The 17813-nt window shown below is 56.5% G+C and carries 17 protein-coding genes; 11 read left to right on the plus strand and 6 right to left on the minus strand.

Annotated elements, in window-relative coordinates:
• Nucleotides 1–5 precede the first annotated feature (5 nt).
• Entirely contained in the window at nucleotides 6–1445 is a 1440-nt protein-coding gene (locus tag RLO149_RS06190; protein WP_013961222.1) for an FAD-binding oxidoreductase, read from the plus strand.
• Nucleotides 1446–1528: 83 nt separating this feature from the next.
• Nucleotides 1529–1993 (plus strand): YHS domain-containing (seleno)protein, encoded by a 465-nt coding sequence (locus tag RLO149_RS06195; RefSeq protein WP_013961223.1) that lies wholly within the window; start codon nucleotides 1529–1531, stop codon nucleotides 1991–1993.
• Here RLO149_RS06195 and RLO149_RS06200 read toward each other — a convergent pair whose 3' ends face one another.
• The 3 genes from RLO149_RS06200 to RLO149_RS06210 are packed head-to-tail and all read right to left on the minus strand — an operon-like array spanning nucleotide 1994 to nucleotide 4046.
• Nucleotides 1994–2524, minus strand: a complete 531-nt coding sequence (locus tag RLO149_RS06200; RefSeq protein WP_013961224.1) for an adenine phosphoribosyltransferase — start codon at nucleotides 2522–2524, stop codon at nucleotides 1994–1996.
• A complete protein-coding gene (locus tag RLO149_RS06205; RefSeq protein ID WP_013961225.1) occupies nucleotides 2521–3156 on the minus strand; it encodes a LysE family translocator in 636 nt (211 codons plus the stop codon). Before RLO149_RS06205 ends, RLO149_RS06200 begins: the two co-directional genes overlap by 4 nt.
• 17 nt (nucleotides 3157–3173) lie before the next feature.
• A complete protein-coding gene (locus RLO149_RS06210) occupies nucleotides 3174–4046 on the minus strand; it encodes an S-methyl-5'-thioadenosine phosphorylase (RefSeq protein ID WP_013961226.1) in 873 nt (290 codons plus the stop codon).
• Between the two features lie 273 nt (nucleotides 4047–4319).
• Between RLO149_RS06210 and RLO149_RS06215 the strand changes: the two genes are divergently transcribed.
• Nucleotides 4320–5948 (plus strand): SulP family inorganic anion transporter, encoded by a 1629-nt coding sequence (locus RLO149_RS06215; RefSeq protein WP_013961227.1) that lies wholly within the window; start codon nucleotides 4320–4322, stop codon nucleotides 5946–5948.
• A gap of 98 nt (nucleotides 5949–6046) precedes the next feature.
• Here the strand turns inward: RLO149_RS06215 and RLO149_RS06220 are convergent, their stop codons facing one another.
• Nucleotides 6047–6652, minus strand: coding sequence for a flavin reductase family protein (locus RLO149_RS06220; protein WP_013961228.1), 606 nt, complete (start codon nucleotides 6650–6652; stop codon nucleotides 6047–6049).
• 93 nt (nucleotides 6653–6745) lie between these two features.
• On the opposite strand from RLO149_RS06220, the gene RLO149_RS06225 reads away from it, so the two are divergent.
• From RLO149_RS06225 to RLO149_RS06260, 8 genes are all read left to right on the plus strand, one after another.
• The gene (locus RLO149_RS06225) at nucleotides 6746–7237 is read left to right on the plus strand and encodes a GNAT family N-acetyltransferase (protein WP_044025236.1); all 492 of its coding nucleotides are present in this window, start codon (nucleotides 6746–6748) and stop codon (nucleotides 7235–7237) included.
• Nucleotides 7238–7279: 42 nt separating this feature from the next.
• The gene (locus tag RLO149_RS06230; RefSeq protein WP_013961230.1) at nucleotides 7280–8041 is read left to right on the plus strand and encodes an EcsC family protein; all 762 of its coding nucleotides are present in this window, start codon (nucleotides 7280–7282) and stop codon (nucleotides 8039–8041) included.
• 156 nt (nucleotides 8042–8197) lie between these two features.
• Nucleotides 8198–8659 (plus strand): NUDIX hydrolase, encoded by a 462-nt coding sequence (locus RLO149_RS06235; protein ID WP_044025237.1) that lies wholly within the window; start codon nucleotides 8198–8200, stop codon nucleotides 8657–8659.
• A 71-nt stretch (nucleotides 8660–8730) separates the two neighbouring features.
• Nucleotides 8731–9156 (plus strand): DUF1178 family protein, encoded by a 426-nt coding sequence (locus tag RLO149_RS06240; RefSeq protein WP_013961232.1) that lies wholly within the window; start codon nucleotides 8731–8733, stop codon nucleotides 9154–9156.
• Between the two features lie 3 nt (nucleotides 9157–9159).
• The gene (locus RLO149_RS06245; protein ID WP_013961233.1) at nucleotides 9160–9798 is read left to right on the plus strand and encodes an SDR family NAD(P)-dependent oxidoreductase; all 639 of its coding nucleotides are present in this window, start codon (nucleotides 9160–9162) and stop codon (nucleotides 9796–9798) included.
• 113 nt (nucleotides 9799–9911) lie between these two features.
• Complete coding sequence (locus RLO149_RS06250) at nucleotides 9912–11150, plus strand: aspartate kinase (RefSeq protein ID WP_013961234.1); 1239 nt, start codon at nucleotides 9912–9914, stop codon at nucleotides 11148–11150.
• A 45-nt stretch (nucleotides 11151–11195) separates the two neighbouring features.
• Nucleotides 11196–13439: a phosphoenolpyruvate--protein phosphotransferase gene (ptsP, locus tag RLO149_RS06255; RefSeq protein WP_013961235.1), complete on the plus strand. Its 2244-nt coding sequence runs from the start codon at nucleotides 11196–11198 to the stop codon at nucleotides 13437–13439.
• 73 nt (nucleotides 13440–13512) lie between these two features.
• A complete protein-coding gene (locus RLO149_RS06260) occupies nucleotides 13513–14562 on the plus strand; it encodes an AbrB family transcriptional regulator (RefSeq protein ID WP_013961236.1) in 1050 nt (349 codons plus the stop codon).
• Here the strand turns inward: RLO149_RS06260 and RLO149_RS06265 are convergent.
• Nucleotides 14559–14960, minus strand: coding sequence for an ACT domain-containing protein (locus RLO149_RS06265; RefSeq protein WP_013961237.1), 402 nt, complete (start codon nucleotides 14958–14960; stop codon nucleotides 14559–14561). The two genes, RLO149_RS06260 and RLO149_RS06265, sit on opposite strands and share 4 nt — an antisense overlap.
• Nucleotides 14961–15231: 271 nt before the next feature.
• Complete coding sequence (locus RLO149_RS06270; RefSeq protein WP_245538131.1) at nucleotides 15232–17775, minus strand: methyl-accepting chemotaxis protein; 2544 nt, start codon at nucleotides 17773–17775, stop codon at nucleotides 15232–15234.
• Nucleotides 17776–17813 lie beyond the last annotated feature (38 nt).

Below are 17813 nucleotides of genomic sequence, written 5' to 3' on the forward strand. Positions count from 1 at the left end.
GGTGCATGATGCATAATTCAGCCGATTCCGCGTTTCGCCAGACCTTGTTAGACCATTTGCCAGACGATGTGCTGCGCGATGCTGAACCACGCTACAGTGAGGAGCCGCGTGGCCGCTGGCAAGGCGCGATAGGTTTGGTTGCGGCGCCGCGTTCAACTGATCAGGTGGCGCAGCTGGTGGCGCTTGCGGCTGACGCGCGTGTGCCCGTTGTGCCTTACGGCGGCGGCACGGGGTTGGTGGGCGGGCAGATCATGCCTGAGGGTCCCGCGCCGCTGGTGATCTCGCTGGAGCGGATGAACAGCATTCGCGCAATCTATCCGGAGGAAAATGTTCTGATCTGTGACGCGGGCGCCATCCTTGCGCAGGTGCAGCAGGCCGCAGCAGCGGCGGGGCGGCTTTTTCCACTCTCCCTGGCGGCGCAGGGAACAGCGCGGATTGGGGGTAACCTTGCGACGAATGCCGGTGGCACGGGCGTTTTGCGCTATGGAAATGCGCGGGATCTGTGCCTTGGGCTTGAGGCCGTTTTGCCTGATGGCCAAATCTGGCACGGGTTGAAACGGCTGCGCAAGGATAACACCGGCTACGACCTGCGGCACCTGCTGATCGGTTCCGAAGGCACGCTTGGGATTATCACGGCGGCGTCTTTGAAACTGAGCCCGCAACCGGCCCATATGGGGACGGCACTATTCGTTGTGCCCTCGCCGCAGGCTGCATTGTCGCTTCTCGCGCTTGCGCGCGCGCGGCTGGGGGAAATGGTCAGCGCGTTCGAACTGATCAGCGGGCAGGGCTTGGCTTTTTTGAGCGAAACACTGCCTGATGTGCGCCAGCCCTTCGATGTCGCCCCTGCATGGTCTGTCCTGATTGACGTTGGCCTTGTGCAGGGTCTGGACCCGCAGGACGCGCTGGAGGAGCTCTTTGCCTCAGCTCTCTCCGAAGGTCTCGTTGAGGATGGCATCGTGGCACAAAGCCATCAGCAGGCTGCTGATTTCTGGGCCGTGCGCGAGCGTATTCCCGAAGCGAACAAGCGCATAGGTTCAATCTCATCGCATGATGTGTCGCTGCCTCTGGGGGCGCTGCCCGCGTTTATTGACCGGGGCAGAGCCCTTGTGGAGGGTTTGGGCGATTTCCGCATCAATTGCTTTGGACATGTGGGGGACGGAAACCTGCATTATAATGTGTTCCCGGCGCAGGGGGGCCGCGTATCGAACCACCAAAACCAGCGCGCAGAGGTGCAGCGCAGGGTCCATGATCTGGTGCACGACATGGGTGGTTCGGTCAGCGCGGAACACGGGATTGGGCGGCTGAAGGTCGATGATCTGGAACGCTACAGCGACCCGGCCAAACTGGCGGCGATGCGTGCGATTAAAACAGCGCTCGACCCTTTTGGCATCATGAATCCGGGCGCTGTCTTGAACACGGCGCAGATGGCAGTGAAACAGACATAACTTATCTGTGGGCGTGGTTGTTTATCTGCTGTGCAACGCTGATGTCTTAAACACCACAAACAGGATGAAAGCGGGGTTCAGATATGTCATTCACACGCAGACAGGTTTTACTTGGCGGTGCAGCACTGCCCATCGCAGCGCTGGCGATCAGCAGTCACCGGGTTGGCGCAGGTGAAGGCAACATCTATTCCGAGGCCGGTGTTGCTGTGGATGGCAGCGACGTGGTTGCCTATTTTACCGATGGCGCGCCAACCAAGGGCCGTTCGGACATCACCCATGACTGGATGGGCGTCACATGGCGCTTTGCTAATGAAGAAAACCGGATTGCTTTTGCCGCCGATCCGGCCACTTATGCCCCGCAATACGGCGGCTTTTGCGCCTATGCCGTCAGCAAAGGCTACACCGCCTCAACCGTACCCGAGGCGTGGAAGATTGTGGATGGCAAGTTATACCTTAACTATTCACGCCGTATTCAACGCAAATGGGAACGTGACGTGGCCGGTAACATCGCCGCAGGGGATGCGAACTGGCCGACGCTTGTTGGCTGATCACAACCCCTCATAGGCGCAGAGCGCGTTGACTTCCACGCCCATGGCCTCAAGCCGCGCGCGCCCGCCAAGATCGGGCAGGTCAATGATGAAGGAGGTGGAGATGATCTCCCCTCCCAACCGCTTGATCAGCTTGATGCCCGCTTCGGCGGTGCCGCCCGTGGCCAGCAGATCATCGACCACCAGCACCTTTTCGCCCGGTTGAATGGCATCATCGTGGATTTCGACAATCGCCTCGCCATATTCCAGCGTATAGGCTTCGCTGATGGTTTTCCCCGGCAACTTACCTTTCTTGCGGATCGGGACGAACCCCTTGGACAGTTGATGCGCGATGGCGCCACCGAGAATAAACCCGCGTGCCTCCAGCCCCACAACCTTATCAATCTGCAACCCGGCATAGGGGTGCAACATCTGATCAATCGCGATGCGAAACCCGCGCGGATCCGCGAAAAGCGTGGTCACATCGCGGAACATGATGCCCTCATGGGGAAAATCGACGATGGTGCGGATGTAATCTTGTACGGTTTTCATAATGTCTCTCTGGTTACTGCGCGGCGCAGGGTTGCGGTCAGCACGCCCATGCCAATCAAGGTGGCCCCGCCTGCGCGGGTGATCCATGTCAGAACGGAGGGTCTGGCGATGACACGGCGCAATCGATCCGCCAAAAGCGCGTAGGCCAGCGCGTTGAGGGCAGCAAGGGTGACGAAAGTTGCGATCAGGATCGCGAATTGCGGCAAGAGTGCTGCTTCAGGTCGGATGAACTGTGGCACGAAGGCGATGAAAAAGGCGATGGATTTCGGGTTGAGCGCCGTGACCATGGCCGTGTGCCCAAACACACCATTCGCGGTCACATCGCGTGCGGGGGTCAATCCGTCTGTGGGGGCAGAGCGGATCAGCTTGATACCCAGCCAGACCAGATAGGCGGCACCGACCCATTTAAGGATCGTAAAAGCCGTCGCAGAGGCCAGCACGAGCGCGCCAAGACCCAGCAGAGAAGCAGTCATCGCAATGAGGTCGCCGAAAGCAACGCCTGCTGCCGAGGCCACCGCGACCGACCGCCCTTTGGACAGCGCATAGCTGAGTACCAAAAGCACAGTCGGGCCGGGGATCAGCAGGAGCGCGGTGGAGGCTGCAACAAAGGTCAGCCAGAGGTCGAGAGGCATTTTATGTGTTCCTTAGATCAGAGTACGCGCCCGGCCACGGCATCCAACTTGGCCATGACCGCCGGATCGCGTGCGTCGGGTTGGGTCAGGATGGCATATTCCAGCGCGCGGTCGCAGCCGTGGGGGCAGGGTGCACGCTCGGGCCCGAGCATGGCGGGCAGGCGGCGCACCAGATCGCGGCCCTTGTCTGCGTTGCCCATCAACGTCTTGATGATCTGCGTGACATCGACCTCGCCGTGATCGGGGTGCCAGCTGTCGTAATCGGTGATCATCGCGACCGAGGCGTAACACAGTTCGGCTTCGCGGGCGAGTTTCGCTTCGGGCATGTTGGTCATGCCGATCACATCCGCGCCCCAGCTCGTGCGGTACATTTTGGACTCCGCAAGGGTCGAAAACTGCGGGCCTTCCATCGCCAAATAAGTCCCACCGTCATGCACCGTGATGCCCGAATCGGTGGCCGCCGTATGACAGGCTTTGGACAGACGGAGACAGGTCGGATGGGCGACGCTGACGTGTGCTACGCAGCCCGTGCCGAAAAACGATTTTTCCCGCGCGAAGGTGCGGTCTATGAATTGATCGACGATGACGAAATCACCCGGTGCCATCTCTTCGCGAAAGGAACCGCAGGCCGACACCGAAATGACATCTGTCACGCCAAGCCGCTTGAGCGCGTCGATATTTGCACGGTAGGGCACGGTGGTGGGGCTATGCACATGGCCGCGTCCGTGGCGCGGTAAAAAGGCCATCGGAACACCATCAAGTTCCCCGGTCAGAATGTCATCGGACGGCGCGCCCCAAGGCGTTGCAACACGCGTCCATTTTGCTTCTTTCAGCCCATCAATATCATAAAGACCAGATCCACCAATCACGGCTATTTTCGTTTGGGTCATTGAAGCTGTCCTTTTGTGCGTTGCTGGCAGTCTGCCCGCTGAGACGCAGGTTGAAAAGGCACAAATCGCCGTCTTTGATTAAGGGGTTGTGAAGGGTGCGTGCGCCCTGACATCAGGCTGATGTCAGAGCGGGCAGGTGTCGTTCATCATTGATTTACCATGATCAACGACAAAGGGCGGGGTTTTCATTTGTACCGAATAGGTCTAGGGAGCCACCATGTTAGCGCGCGCAGGACGCGGGTTCAGACGACTCAAACTCAGGAAAATGACATTATGGCGCGCGCATCGTTTCGCACCTTTGCAAAGAATTTGGATGTGACAGATCTGCGGTGGATGCCTGATGAAGGTTTTTCACTGGGGCGGTTGCGCATCGAGCTGTTGTCGGGCCTGACGGTTGCGCTGGCTTTGGTGCCCGAGGCTGTGGCCTTTGCCTTTGTCGCCGGTGTGCATCCGCTTGTTGGTCTGTATGCGGCGTTTATTGTCGGTTTGATTACAGCTTTGATCGGGGGCCGTCCGGGCATGATTTCCGGTGCGACAGGTGCGCTGGCGGTTGTGATGGTGGCTTTGGTGGCCGAACATGGTGTGGAATATCTGTTCGCGACGGTCGTTCTGATGGGGTTTTTGCAGGTGTTTGCCGGTGTCATGCAATGGGGCAAGTTCATCCGGCTGGTGCCGCATCCCGTGATGCTGGGCTTTGTCAACGGGTTGGCAATCGTGATTTTTCTGGCGCAACTCAGCCAGTTCAAAGTGCCGGGAACTCTTGAGAATTCAGGGCATGGTATGGGTGGAGGAGAGTGGTTGTCGGGACAGCCGCTCGCGCTGATGTTGCTGCTTGTCGCGGCGACCATGGCGATAATCTGGGTGATGCCCCGCATCACGCGTGCAATCCCGGCACCTTTGGCGGGCATCGGTATTGTTGCCGCGGTTGTGATCTTTTTCGGGTTGGATGTGCCGCGTGTCGGCGATCTTGCATCCATTCAGGGTGGTTTCCCGAGTTTGCATATTCCCATGGTGCCTTTGAATCTGGAGACGCTGGAAATTATTCTGCCCTATGCGATCATTCTGGCGGCGATTGGATTGATCGAAAGCCTGCTGACGCTGAACCTTGTGGGTGATATGACGGGTAAGCGCGGCGGGGCCTCACAGGAGTGTATCGCTCAGGGGCTCGCCAATACGGTCACCGGTTTCTTTGGTGGTATGGGCGGCTGTGCGATGATTGGTCAGTCGATGATCAACGTGAAATCCGGCGGTCGTACGCGCGTCGCGGGCATTGCTGCTGCAGTGTTTTTGCTGTTGTTTATTCTTGTTGGCAGTTCGATTATTGAGCTAATCCCGCTCGCGGCCTTGGTGGGTGTGATGTTCATGGTAGTGATCGGCACATTCGCTTGGAACTCCCTGACCATCCTGCGCAAAGTACCGCTGACCGATGCCTTTGTCATATTGCTGGTGACGGTGGTGACCGTGATGGAAGATCTGGCGGTTGCCGTGGTGGTCGGCGTGATCGTGAGTGCGCTGGCCTATGCGTGGAATAATGCGCGCCGGATTCATGCCAAGGTCTACAGCACCCCTGAAGGTGCTCGGGTTTATCAGGTGCAGGGACCTTTGTTTTTCGGGTCCTCAGACGGTTTTACTGAGCTGTTTGATGTTGAGGGCGACCCATCGGAAGTAATCGTTGATTTTGCGGACAGCCGTGTGGTGGATCAATCCGCGCTGCAGGCCATTGAGGCGATTGCCGGGAAATATGAGGCGCAAGGGAAGCGTATCCAACTGCGTCACCTGAGCCATGACTGCCACAAACTGCTGAATAAAGCGGGGCATCTCATGGTGGATAGCGATGACGATCCGGACTATGCGCTGGCGGTAAATTACAGTGTGCGCACGGGGGTTTTGGGCGGGCACTGACGGTTTGGCGGCGCTGTTGGCCTTTGGCCAATGCGCCCCACCCACCGTCCCATTGCCGCGGAGCGCGGGAATGTGCGTGAATCCCATGGCGATGGTGCTTAGTCGTCAGGCCGCGAAAGTTCGAAAACCTCACTTACTTTGGTGTAATCCCGGTAGCCCATCCTGCTGAGCGGATTGAAGGTTGTCACATCGAACCGGCCGTTAATCAGCGTATCATCGCGCATGTGGACGCCGACGACCTCACCGAACACGACGAAATTATGCGCGCCTTCGATCTTGACGATCTGCGTCATGCGGCATTCCAGCGCTGCCGGTGCGCCAGTGACCCGCGCGCAGTCGATTTCGCGGCAGGGCGTTGGTGCGATACCGGCGTGTTCGAATTCATCAACCTCGCGCGCGAGTCCCTCTGATGAGGCATTCATCACGTTGCGCATTTCATATTCGACGATATTGACGCAGAAGACACCGGTTTCGCGAATATTGGCGACGGAGTCTTTGGTGTCGTCCCGATCTGGCTTGGCCGAAGTGGAGGCGAACATTACCTGAGGGGGCACATAGGCCACCGCGTTAAAAAAGGAATAGGGCGCAAGGTTGTTCGCCCCCGCCGCATCGCGCGTTGAAATCCATCCGATGGGGCGCGGCGACACGATTGCGTTGAAGGGGTTATGCGGCAGGCCGTGGCCTTCTTGCGGACGGTAGAACATAGTCACTCCTGATGGTTTGCAGGCGGCATATCCCATGTGATAGGGCCGGACCACCTGAAACACGACGCATCCCTCAAACGGCGCTTTATTCCTGTGTATACCCTGACCCATGAAACCGAGCAGGACCATCACGAGGTCGAAGCGCTTTATGATCTTTGCTTTGCGCCGGGCCGTGAGGCATTGTCGTCTTATCGGTTGCGCGATGATGTGCCGCCAGTTGAAAACCTCAGCCATGTTGCGCGCGACCGGGACGGGATCCTTGGTGGGGCCATCCGCTATTGGCCGGTGCGGATTGGCGAGGTGAGTGCGCTGCTTTTGGGGCCGGTTGCGGTACACCCCACCCGACAGGGCGAAGGGCTGGCATCGCTGTTGATCCGCAGCACACTTGATTTGGCCGCAGAGGCGGGATGGCAGCGGGTCATGCTGGTTGGGGACGCGCCCTATTATCAGCGGTATCAATTTACGCGCCTGAGCGATGTGAACATGCCCCCACCGACAAACCCCGATCGTGTGCTGGGGCGTGCGCTTGTGCCGGGTGCCTGGGACGGGGTGGTTGGTGAAGTGACGCGCTGGCGCGCGGATTGAAATCGCACCGCGCAGATCCCATCTTGGGACGTAGGAGAGCATATGGACCTGATTAACGTCAACGATTTGCCGGATACTGAGGCACGACTGGACGCTCTGGCGGAACGCTATCGGCGCGCTGGCGGCTTTGGGGTTGAAGTCCTGAACCTGATTGGCGGGCGTGCCGAAGGGTTGCTCGACCGGTTGCCATCGCCCGTGCGGGGTGGTTTGGAACAGGCCACGACCCGCGCGCTGGAGCAGGCCATGAAAGCAGCACATGGCAGTCGCGGCGTTGTGCCGGATCAAAAGGGATGGCTGAACTCCGCTGTTGGCGCGGCGATGGGGGCTGTTGGCGGGATGGGTGGGTTGCCGACTGCCCTGGCAGAACTGCCGGTGACCACGACGCTTTTGTTGCGCGTCATTCAGGGTGCCGCACAAGAGCAGGGTTTTGATGCCGCTTCAGAAAGCGTTCAGTTTGATTGCATCCGTGTCTTTTCATCGGCTGGTCCTCTGGAGGCGGACGACGGGGCTGATCTTGCGTTCATTTCCGCGCGCGTGACCCTGACGGGGGCCGCGGTGCAAGGGCTTATTGGCCGGGTGTCGCCACGGCTGGCGACTGTTTTGGGTCAAAAACTTGCTGCACAGACTGTGCCCATATTGGGGGCTGTGGCCGGGGCTGCGACCAATTACGCCTACACCAGTTATTATCAGGAAATGGCGCATGTCCATTTTGGGTTGCGCAGACTGGCCATTGACGCCGACGTTCCCGTTGAGGATCTGGTGGAACGTTTGCGCCTTCGGCTGGAGAAGAGGGCCTTGGTGTAGATGCGCCTGTTCTCTCAAAATGTGGTATTAACGCGCTTTTAACCAAGCTCACCTAGTGGTAGGCTGTATGAAATTGTTAGAAACAGGCCTTATGTTGTGGCATATGTATATTAACCGTTTGGTTTTTTCGGGTTTATGAGCACACATCAGCGAAATATGATAAAGCAACTCCCTATTTCTCTGCCAGATGGTAGAAAATCAGATGTGAGATCGCAGTTTGCCGCGCTTTGCTATCGGATACGCAAGGATAAAGTGCAGGTTTTGCTGATTACATCGCGCAATACCAAACGCTGGATTGTGCCCAAGGGTTGGCCCATGGACGGCAAGACGCCTGCGGAATCGGCGGCAATCGAAGCATGGGAAGAGGCTGGCGTGCGCGGACAGAGCGATGGGCGCTGCATCGGTATATTTTCGTATAGTAAGGAAACCGATACCCAAGGCGAACTGCCCTGTCTTGCAATGGTTTTCGCCGTAGAGGTCACGTCGCTGGCTGATGTGTTTCCCGAAGTCTCTCAACGCAAAAGAACCTGGGTGTCGCGCAAGAAGGCCGCGAAAATGGTCGAAGAGCCGGAATTGGCGCGCATTCTCCTTGATTTTGATCCGCGCATGTATCGCTAGCGCGGCTTGACCTTCGCGTCTGCAGTCGCCACTTTCTATGCAACAATGGAATGCGGAGTACCCTGCGCAGCATGATTCAATACGCTTTGAAATGTGATAACGGTCATCAGTTCGAAAGCTGGTTTCAATCGGCATCGGCCTTTGATGCGCTTGTCGGGTCCGGGCATTTGTCCTGCGTGCAGTGCGGTAGCACCGACGTGGCCAAGGCGATTATGTCGCCGCGTGTGTCCAGCAATGCGGAGGCACCGAAAACGCCGAGCTTGAGCAAGCCTGAGACGGACAACGAAAAAGCGCTCACAGCACTGCGAAAGCATGTTGAGGAAAACGCAGATTATGTCGGTGGTAATTTTGCCGAAGAAGCGCGTTCCATGTATCTGGGCGCAACACCAGAGCGTGCGATCTACGGCGAGGCGAATGGTGCAGAAGCAAAAGCACTGATTGAAGATGGGGTGCCCGTTGCGCCGCTTCCTTTTTTGCCTAATCGAAAGGCGAACTGAAAAATGACAGTTTTGATTACCGGCACCAGTCGTGGGATTGGCGCAGGATTGGCGGCGGCCTACAGGGCGCGCGGGGATGAGGTTGTGGGCACAACGCGCGAGGGTGACTGGCCGCTGGATGTCACAAATCCCGCCAGCCATGCGGCACTGGCACAGCAGTTAAGTGGCCGACCGATTGATTTGCTGGTGTGCAATGCAGGGGTTTATCTGGACAAGGCTGAAACGCTTGACGGTGGCTTTGCCGCTGAGCTTTGGGCGGATACCTTTGCTGCCAATGTCACGGGCGTTTTTCTAACCATTCAAAGCCTGTTGCCGAACCTCAAATCCGCAAATGCCGCACGGGTTGCAATTATTTCCTCAACGATGGCGTCAAGTGAACGTGCGCCCGGCGGCAGTTACATCTACCGGGCGTCCAAGGCGGCGGTACTGAACCTCGGGCGCAACCTTGCAACTGACCTTGCAGGTCAGGGTATCGCCGTTGGTATTTATCACCCCGGCTGGGTGGTGACGGACATGGGCGGGGCGGCTGCGGATATCTCCATTGACGAGGCTGTATCGGGTCTTGTCGCTCGGTTTGATGATTTGAACGTCAACAAGACGGGCGTTTTTGAAACCTGGGATGGTCGTCCGCACGCCTATTAAGCGCAAAATTGCTAACTTGCATCCCATCGGTGGCGACTGCGGAAGAGGCAAAGTGCTTGTGTGTTATGGGCGTTGCGCGTAAACCCGCCGCGACTGACGCAAGGGACACACAAATGCCTGTTCTGGTAATGAAATTCGGGGGGACTTCGGTCGCGACGCTGGACCGTATCCGGCGCGTGGCCAAACGGGTCGGAGTCGAGGTTGCAAATGGCTATGATGTCATCGTGATCGTATCGGCCATGTCGGGGAAAACCAATGAACTGGTCGGGTGGGTCAATGAAATCTCGCCGCTCTGTGATGCACGCGAGTTTGATGCTGTTGTGTCCTCGGGCGAGAATGTGACAGCAGGCCTCATGGCGTTGACCCTGCAGGAAATGGACGTGCCCGCGCGCAGTTGGCAAGGCTGGCAGGTGCCGGTCAAGACCACCAACGCGCATTCCTCCGCCCGCATCGAAGAGATCCCGACCGAAAACATACGTGCAAAATTCGCTGAAGGTATGCGGGTCGCCGTTGTCGCAGGTTTTCAGGGGATTAGCCCGGAGGGGCGCATCACCACGCTCGGTCGGGGTGGTTCGGACACCACGGCTGTGGCCTTTGCCGCCGCCTTTGAGGCTGAGCGTTGCGATATCTACACGGATGTGGATGGGGTATATACGACGGATCCGCGGGTCAGCGCCAAAGCGCGAAAACTCGATAAGATCGCCTTTGAAGAAATGCTCGAACTGGCGTCCTTGGGGGCGAAAGTCCTGCAAACCCGTTCGGTTGAACTGGCAATGCGCTACAAAGTGAAACTGCGCGTGCTGAGCAGTTTTGAGGAACAATCTGACACAGCGGGAACGCTGGTTTGTGATGAGGAGGAAATCATGGAAAGCAATGTAGTCGCCGGTGTCGCCTTCAGCCGCGATGAGGCCAAAATGACCCTCGTCAGCGTGGCGGACCGCCCCGGTATCGCGGCGAATATTTTCAGCGCGCTGAGCGATGCAGGTGTCAACGTCGACATGATTGTGCAGAATATCGCCGAAGAGGGGCGCACCGATATGACATGGTCCTGCCCCACCGATCATGTGGCGCGCGCCCAAAAAGCCGTGGAAAATGCAAAGTCTGAAGGCGTTATCAACTATCACGAGGCCATCGCGGACCTTGATGTTGCCAAGGTTTCTGTGGTTGGCATTGGCATGCGCAGCCATACGGGTGTTGCCGCCAAGATGTTTCAGGTACTGAGTGCTGAAGGTATCAACATCAAGGTTATCACCACCTCGGAAATCAAGATTTCTGTGCTGATTGACCGGAAATACATGGAACTTGCCGTGCAAGCCCTGCATGATGCCTTCGAATTGGAAAAGGCCGCCTGACCGTCACACGCAAAATGGCGTCGCGCATATGGGAAGGAAGCATACGTGGCTGAACGTCTCGAAAGTGAGTCGCGCAAATTACTGGGGCGATTGCGCGATGCGATGGCCGGTCTTGCTGCCGGGCAGGAACGGCTCGACGAGATCACATCGCTGATCGCAGACAGCATGGACTGCGAAGTCTGCTCAATCTATCTGTTCCGGGATGCTGAAACGCTGGAACTATGCGCAACCAAAGGCCTCAACAAAGAGGCTGTGCATAAAACCCGCATGAAGCTCGGTGAGGGCCTCGTGGGGCGTGTCGCAAAACGACGCGCCATTGTGAACACGCCGGATGCGCCGCAGGCGAAGGGTTTCCGCTATATGCCGGAAACGGGCGAAGAGGTGTTTTCCAGTTTCCTCGGCATTCCAATTCAGCGCCTTGGCGAAGCGCTCGGTGTGCTTGTGGTTCAGTCGCGCGCGGCACGGGAGTTTTCTGCGGACGAAGTCTATGCGCTTGAAGTTGTCGCGATGGTGCTGGCCGAAATGACCGAACTGGGCGCTTTCGTGGGCGAGGGGGCTGCAATGTCGGCGCGGCATTCGCAGCCTGCGATGTTTCCCGGAACCGTTGGGCAGGAAGGCGCCGCTGAGGGCCATGTCTGGCTGCATGAACCCCGTGTTGTGGTGACAAACCCGATCGCGGATGATCCTGTGCGCGAGGCGGAGCGTCTTGGCGAAGCTGTCGAAGAGCTGCGTGTTGGCGTGGACAAGATGATGCAGATTGCCGGAGGGCAGGACAAGGACCAGCGTCAGGTGCTGGAAGCCTACCGCATGTTTGCCAATTCCAAAGGGTGGATGCGGCGCATGCAGGAGGACATCTCCAACGGGCTGTCCGCAGAGGCGGCGGTCGAAAAAGAGCAGTCGACCGCACGGGCGCGTATGTCACAGATCACGGATGGATATTTGCGCGAACGCTTGAGTGACCTTGATGATCTGTCCAACCGACTTTTGCGCATACTGACCGGGCAGGGGGCCGACACGGGAGCCGAGATGCCAGCTGACCCGATCCTGATTGCACGCAACATCGGACCGGCTGAACTTTTGGAATATGGGCGCAAGCTCAAGGGAATCGTTCTTGAAGAAGGCTCTGTCGGCAGCCATGCGGCGGTCGTCGCGCGTGCGCTTGCCATCCCGCTGATCGTACATGCCCAACGGATCACTACCGAAGCCCTGAACGGCGATCATATCATGGTCGATGGTGAGCAGGGCATCGCACACCTGCGGCCAGACGAATCCGTTGTCTCTGCGTTTAGGGATAAAATTGCGATGCTCGCGGCGGCGCAGGAGCGGTATGCGTCAATTCGGGATAAATCCGCGATCACGCAGGACGGGTGCACCGTGACGCTCCACATGAATGCTGGGTTGATGGCTGATTTGCCCTCCTTGGTGTCCTCGGGGGCAGAAGGCGTCGGGCTTTTCCGGACCGAACTGCAGTTCCTCGTGCGAAATCAGATGCCACGACGATCCGAACTTGTCGCCCTTTACGACCGCGTTCTCGATGCCGCACAAGGCAAACGCGTCGTCTTTCGGACACTCGATATCGGCTCAGACAAAGTGCTGCCCTATATGAAACCGAACGATGAGCCGAACCCGGCGCTCGGATGGCGGGCCATACGTGTCGGTCTGGATAAACCGGGTATCATGCGTATGCAGTTGCAAGCGCTTATTCGGGCTGCAAATGGACGCCCGCTCACCGTGATGTTTCCCTTTGTCGCGCAGATGGAGGAATACACCGAAGCGCGTCGCCTGATGGATAAAACAGTGGCAGCCGAAGCGCGTTTGGGTCACGTATTGCCTGAAACGATTGAAATCGGCGCAATGCTTGAAACCCCGAGCCTTGCGTTTGCCCCCAACAAGTTCTTTGAAGACGTGGATTTCCTGTCGATCGGGGGGAATGATCTCAAACAGTTTTTCTTTGCAGCGGATCGTGAAAACGAGCGTGTCCGCCGGCGCTATGACACATTGAACATCTCGTTTTTGACCTTTGTGGAGCGGATCGTGGAACGCTGCGATGCGACGGGAACTCCTGTCTCTTTTTGTGGAGAGGATGCGGGGCGCCCGGTTGAGGCTTTGTGCTTTGCGGCCATGGGCTTGCGTAGCCTGTCTATGAGGCCTGCCTCCATCGGTCCTGTGAAAAACCTTTTGAGGCGCTGTGATCTTGGTGAGGTGCGTAAGGTAATCGCAGACTCGCGTCATCGTGGTGAGATGTCGGTGCGACCCGCGGTCATGGAATGGTTGCGCGGACAGGGTTGATCTATTGGAAGGTTTGCACGGAACGAGCGGAAAAGTAAGCCACTGGCGAAGCTACAAGAGGCGGTAAGACAAGGTGGGTTTTCTGGGCGATGGCGTGCTGCGGTATATAACCCCCTTTGCCTTTGCCTTGAGCGGTGTTTGGGTCTTCCATGTTTTCGAATTGCCTTTGCCCTGGCTGATTGGGCCGATCGCAGCCTGCCTGGCGGCGGCCCTGCTTGGTTTCCGAATGCGCGCGATCGCGCCGGTCAATGCTGCGATGCGCACCATTTTAGGCGTCGCCGTCGGCGCAACTTTCACGCCTGCTATCTTGTCTTCAATGGCAGGTATGTGGCTCACACTGCTGTTGGTTCCGGTGATGATATGTTGTGTCGCAGCGATAGGTGTGCCGTATTTCCAGAAGGTCTGGGGGTATGATTTTCCGACCAGCTATTACTCAGCTATGCCCGGTGGGCTGCAAGATATGCTCGTCTTTGGAGAGGAGGCGGGTGGTAACCCCAGAACATTGTCGTTGATACACGCGACGCGCATTCTGGTGATCATTACCGCTTTGCCCTTTCTTTTACAGTCTTTTTGGTCGGCAGATTTGTCAACGCCACCCGGCGCGCCGCTGACGGCCATTGACCCGGGGCAATTGCTGGTAATGGTCATTTGTGCGGCGTTGGGGTGGTATCTGGCAAACCTTGTTGGACTGCTTGGTGCGTCAATCCTTGGCCCGATGATATGTGCGGGGCTTGCGGCCGTGACGGGAATTCTGGTTGTGCGCCCACCGGCTGAGGCAATCTGGGCTGCACAGTTTTTTATCGGCATGACAGTTGGCGTCAAATACAGCGGTATTACAGTCAACGAGGTGCGGCGTGATCTTGCTGCGGGTTTGGGCTACTGCGTTATTCTATTGCTTATGACCTTTGTCTTTGTAGAGATTGTATATGTCACAGGTCTCGCACCAGGTCGCGAAGCGCTGTTGGCCTTTGCGCCGGGGGGGCAGGCTGAAATGGCGGTTCTCGCGCTGATCGTAGGTGCTGACATGGCTTTTGTCATTGCACACCATGTGTTCCGGATCGTTGTGATTATCATCGGCGCACCACTTTTTGCGCGCCTCTTCGCGGAGGTGAAAACCGACTAGATTTGAGGCTCGGACAGCTGCGCAAGTATGCGCATTGCATCGGCTTCTTTGCCCAGAGGTACAAACAAGTGATCGTGATAAAACCCTGAAACGGGATTGACGCCCATGCCCTCTTCGGCCAAAGCGCCGGAAATCTGCGCGATGAACCCCACTGCTTCGAGAGATGAATGGACGTCAAGCGTGATCATCTTGCACGGAAACTCATGTGGCAGATTGTGACGTTTCGCGTCACTCTGTTTCAGAATGTAAGTGGTACCTTCGTTTTCCTCAAACATCATGCGCGGCGTAATGTCTGCCGGGATTGTGTCAGAGACAAGTGTTGCGAATACGTAAACAGAAGCATCCAAGCGAGCCGTCATCGTTTGCATCAAAGTCTTTAGGTCAGTCTCGCCGCTCATATTCCGCTCATTTCGTGTCCAAAACAGGTGGGTCTCTTCAACTCCAGCCCACCGCGCTCGCCCTTACCGTCTCGTTTGATAAAGCATATAGAAAGCTTGCCGGGTCATTTGTACAGGTGGAGTTGTGTTTCCGCATTTGGTGCCACCATTTGAGTGAAACGTTGCAAATCTGTTGTTTTCAGCTTTCTTGCCGTGATGTTGCAGCAGCAGACTGAGAAATCAGCTCAATCTGTCCAGCGCGTCTGGCACCGCATGCTATTTTGAACGTGCGTTAAAATGCATCCCAGTCACTGAAGTTTTCGGCGCCAACCGCTGTCGCAGGCGTATTGAGATTTCTGTCATTCGTTTCGGTTTGACCAGAATCGCGGGGTGTGGATTGATGTGTGTTCTGCGACACACGAAACCTGGCTGTGGAAGCTAACAGATCGTTTGCTTCCTTGGCCAAGACATGACTGGACGCAGTGACCTCTTCGAATGCTGCGGCTTGCTTTTGGGTGTTGCCATCGACTTGTGATACGGCCGTTGAAATTTCCTTGATGCCGGCTGCCTGTTCGGACACGGCGCGTGTAACATCATCGACGCTCTGCGAGATCTTGATCACAGTCCTTGCGATATCGTCCAACGAGGCCTTGGCGTTTGATACGTTTGCGACGCCTTCTGTGACAGCTGCATCGCTTTGAACCAAAACGACCGAGATTTCCTTGGACGCTTCACTGGCGCGTTGGGCCAACTGCCTTACTTCGGAGGCAACGACAGAGAAGCCGCGACCGGCGTCTCCCGCGCGGGCCGCCTCGACGCCTGCGTTCAAAGCAAGCAGATTAATCTGGAACGAGATGTCATTTATGACCTCAGTGACCCGCATTATTTCTTTTGAGCCATTTGCGATCTTATCCATTGATTCTGTTGCTGTTTGTGCAACTTTTTCACTGGATGTCGCGGTTTCTTTCGCTTCATGCGCATTGTTGCTCACGTCGGAAATGCTGTCGTTGACCTGGGAAATGCTGGCGCTCAATTCTTCCAATGCTGCGGAGGTTTCCTCTACGGACGCAGCGTTTTGTTCGGCTTGACGTGACAGAACATCGGCGGTCTGACGCAATTCCGAGGCTGAGCCGGACAGCGTTTGACCACTTTCCGAAATCTCCGTGATCAGCCCTGTTAGCGCGCCCAACATGTTGTTCACATTTGTTTGCAACTCCTGAAAGGATCCTTTGAATTCCCCCTCCATCCGATGGGTCAAGTCTCCCTCCGCGACGCGGCTCAACACGGCACCTGTTTGTGAAAGCCCGTCGTCGACCGCTGACATCAACTGGTTAATGTTTTCTGACAGTTCCATGAGAATCTGATCGTCAAACTGTGCGTTGATTCTGTTCTTAAAGTTCCCGTTGCGTGCCGCGCGTACAACCTCTCCGAAGGACGCGCCAAGGTTGCGCATCATCTCATCTCGCATTTCCTTTGCTTCGAGGTCGGATTGTTCTTTCTCTTTTGCCAGTTCGATTTCGCGCTGCGCCGATTTTTCCCGCTCATCACTGAGTTCTGCCATCTTTTCGGCGGCTTTTTTCTGTTCCTTACTCATCTCTTCCATTTTCAGCGCATTTTGCCGAAAGACCTCTGTCTTTTGAGCTAACTCGCCAATTTCGTCCGTTCTGTCGGTGCCGGGAACCACCGTGTCCAAAGAACCTTCCGCGACTTCTTTGACGGCTTTTGTCAGGTGTTGCACCGGTTGGGAAATGCTGCGCGAAAACATAACTGCAACGACAAGCACACCAGCGAGTACCATACCTGCAATGGCGAGCGCGCGAAGCACTGCCGAGAACAGCCCAGCGTATACTTCTGCTTTGTCCAGTAGAATGACCGTCGCCCATTGCGTGCCAAGAATATTGATGGGCATCATGGAGCCAATGACGTCTTGCCCTCTTTGGCCCGTTGTTTCAAAGCTGCTTGTCGCGTTTGCCAGCAGACCGTCTTGTATCTCTTTAGATTCGACTTTTGTCGTAAGAACATCGTCGATCTCTGACTGGATTGAGTCCGACCGCATCAGCCCATCCGTCCCAATCAGAAATCCGTCTGCAGTTTCGCCAAGTCCGCCAAGGGTGCTGGCGACATGGCTCAACTCATCGATTGGCATCTGGTAAGCCAAGACGCCAAGTCGCGTACCCTGATCGTTGAAAATTGGTCTTGCGATGAAGGCCGCTGGTGCGTCTGCACTTGGTCCGTATGGTTCAAAGTCGACAAAAACGGATTGAGAATCTGCATCGCGCAGTGCAGCCTGACGGTAAGCTTCCGCCAATCCTGACGAAGCCCATGGGCCGTCAATCATGTTGGTGGCATAATCGTTCTCTTTGAAGACGCTATAGACAAGATTGCCTTCGTTATCGAAGAGAAAGACATCATAGTACCCCATTTGGTCCTGAAGGGCATCAAACCCGGGGTGATAGACAGCGTGAATAAAACCATAGCTTGATCCGGTATCGGCTTTTACCAATTGATCTTTTTCACCTAAGGGATGCTCGTTGTCTTCGATGTAAACCCTGCGCAGCACTTCTGGTGCATTTTCCAGTGAATTGTAGCCATCAGCGAGGGCAATCAGGGCAGTCGCTGTCTCTGGTGAGGCTGAGCGTAAACGAATGTCTCGTTCTATATCATTCAGGAAGTGTTCAACGCGCTTTGCCTTCAGGGCAGTTATACTCTCCAGCTTGTTTGTTGCAGAGTCCAAAATCAAATTTGATGTAAAGACGGCGTTGACTAAAGACATGATTGCAATGGTGAATGCGACGAGCAATCCCATTACAACTGGAAGTTTCACGCCAATTTTCACATTTCGAAGAGACATTGTCATATTGATTTACCCGCTAT

It is taken from the genome of Roseobacter litoralis Och 149 (genome assembly GCF_000154785.2).
GTDB lineage: Bacteria > Pseudomonadota > Alphaproteobacteria > Rhodobacterales > Rhodobacteraceae > Roseobacter > Roseobacter litoralis.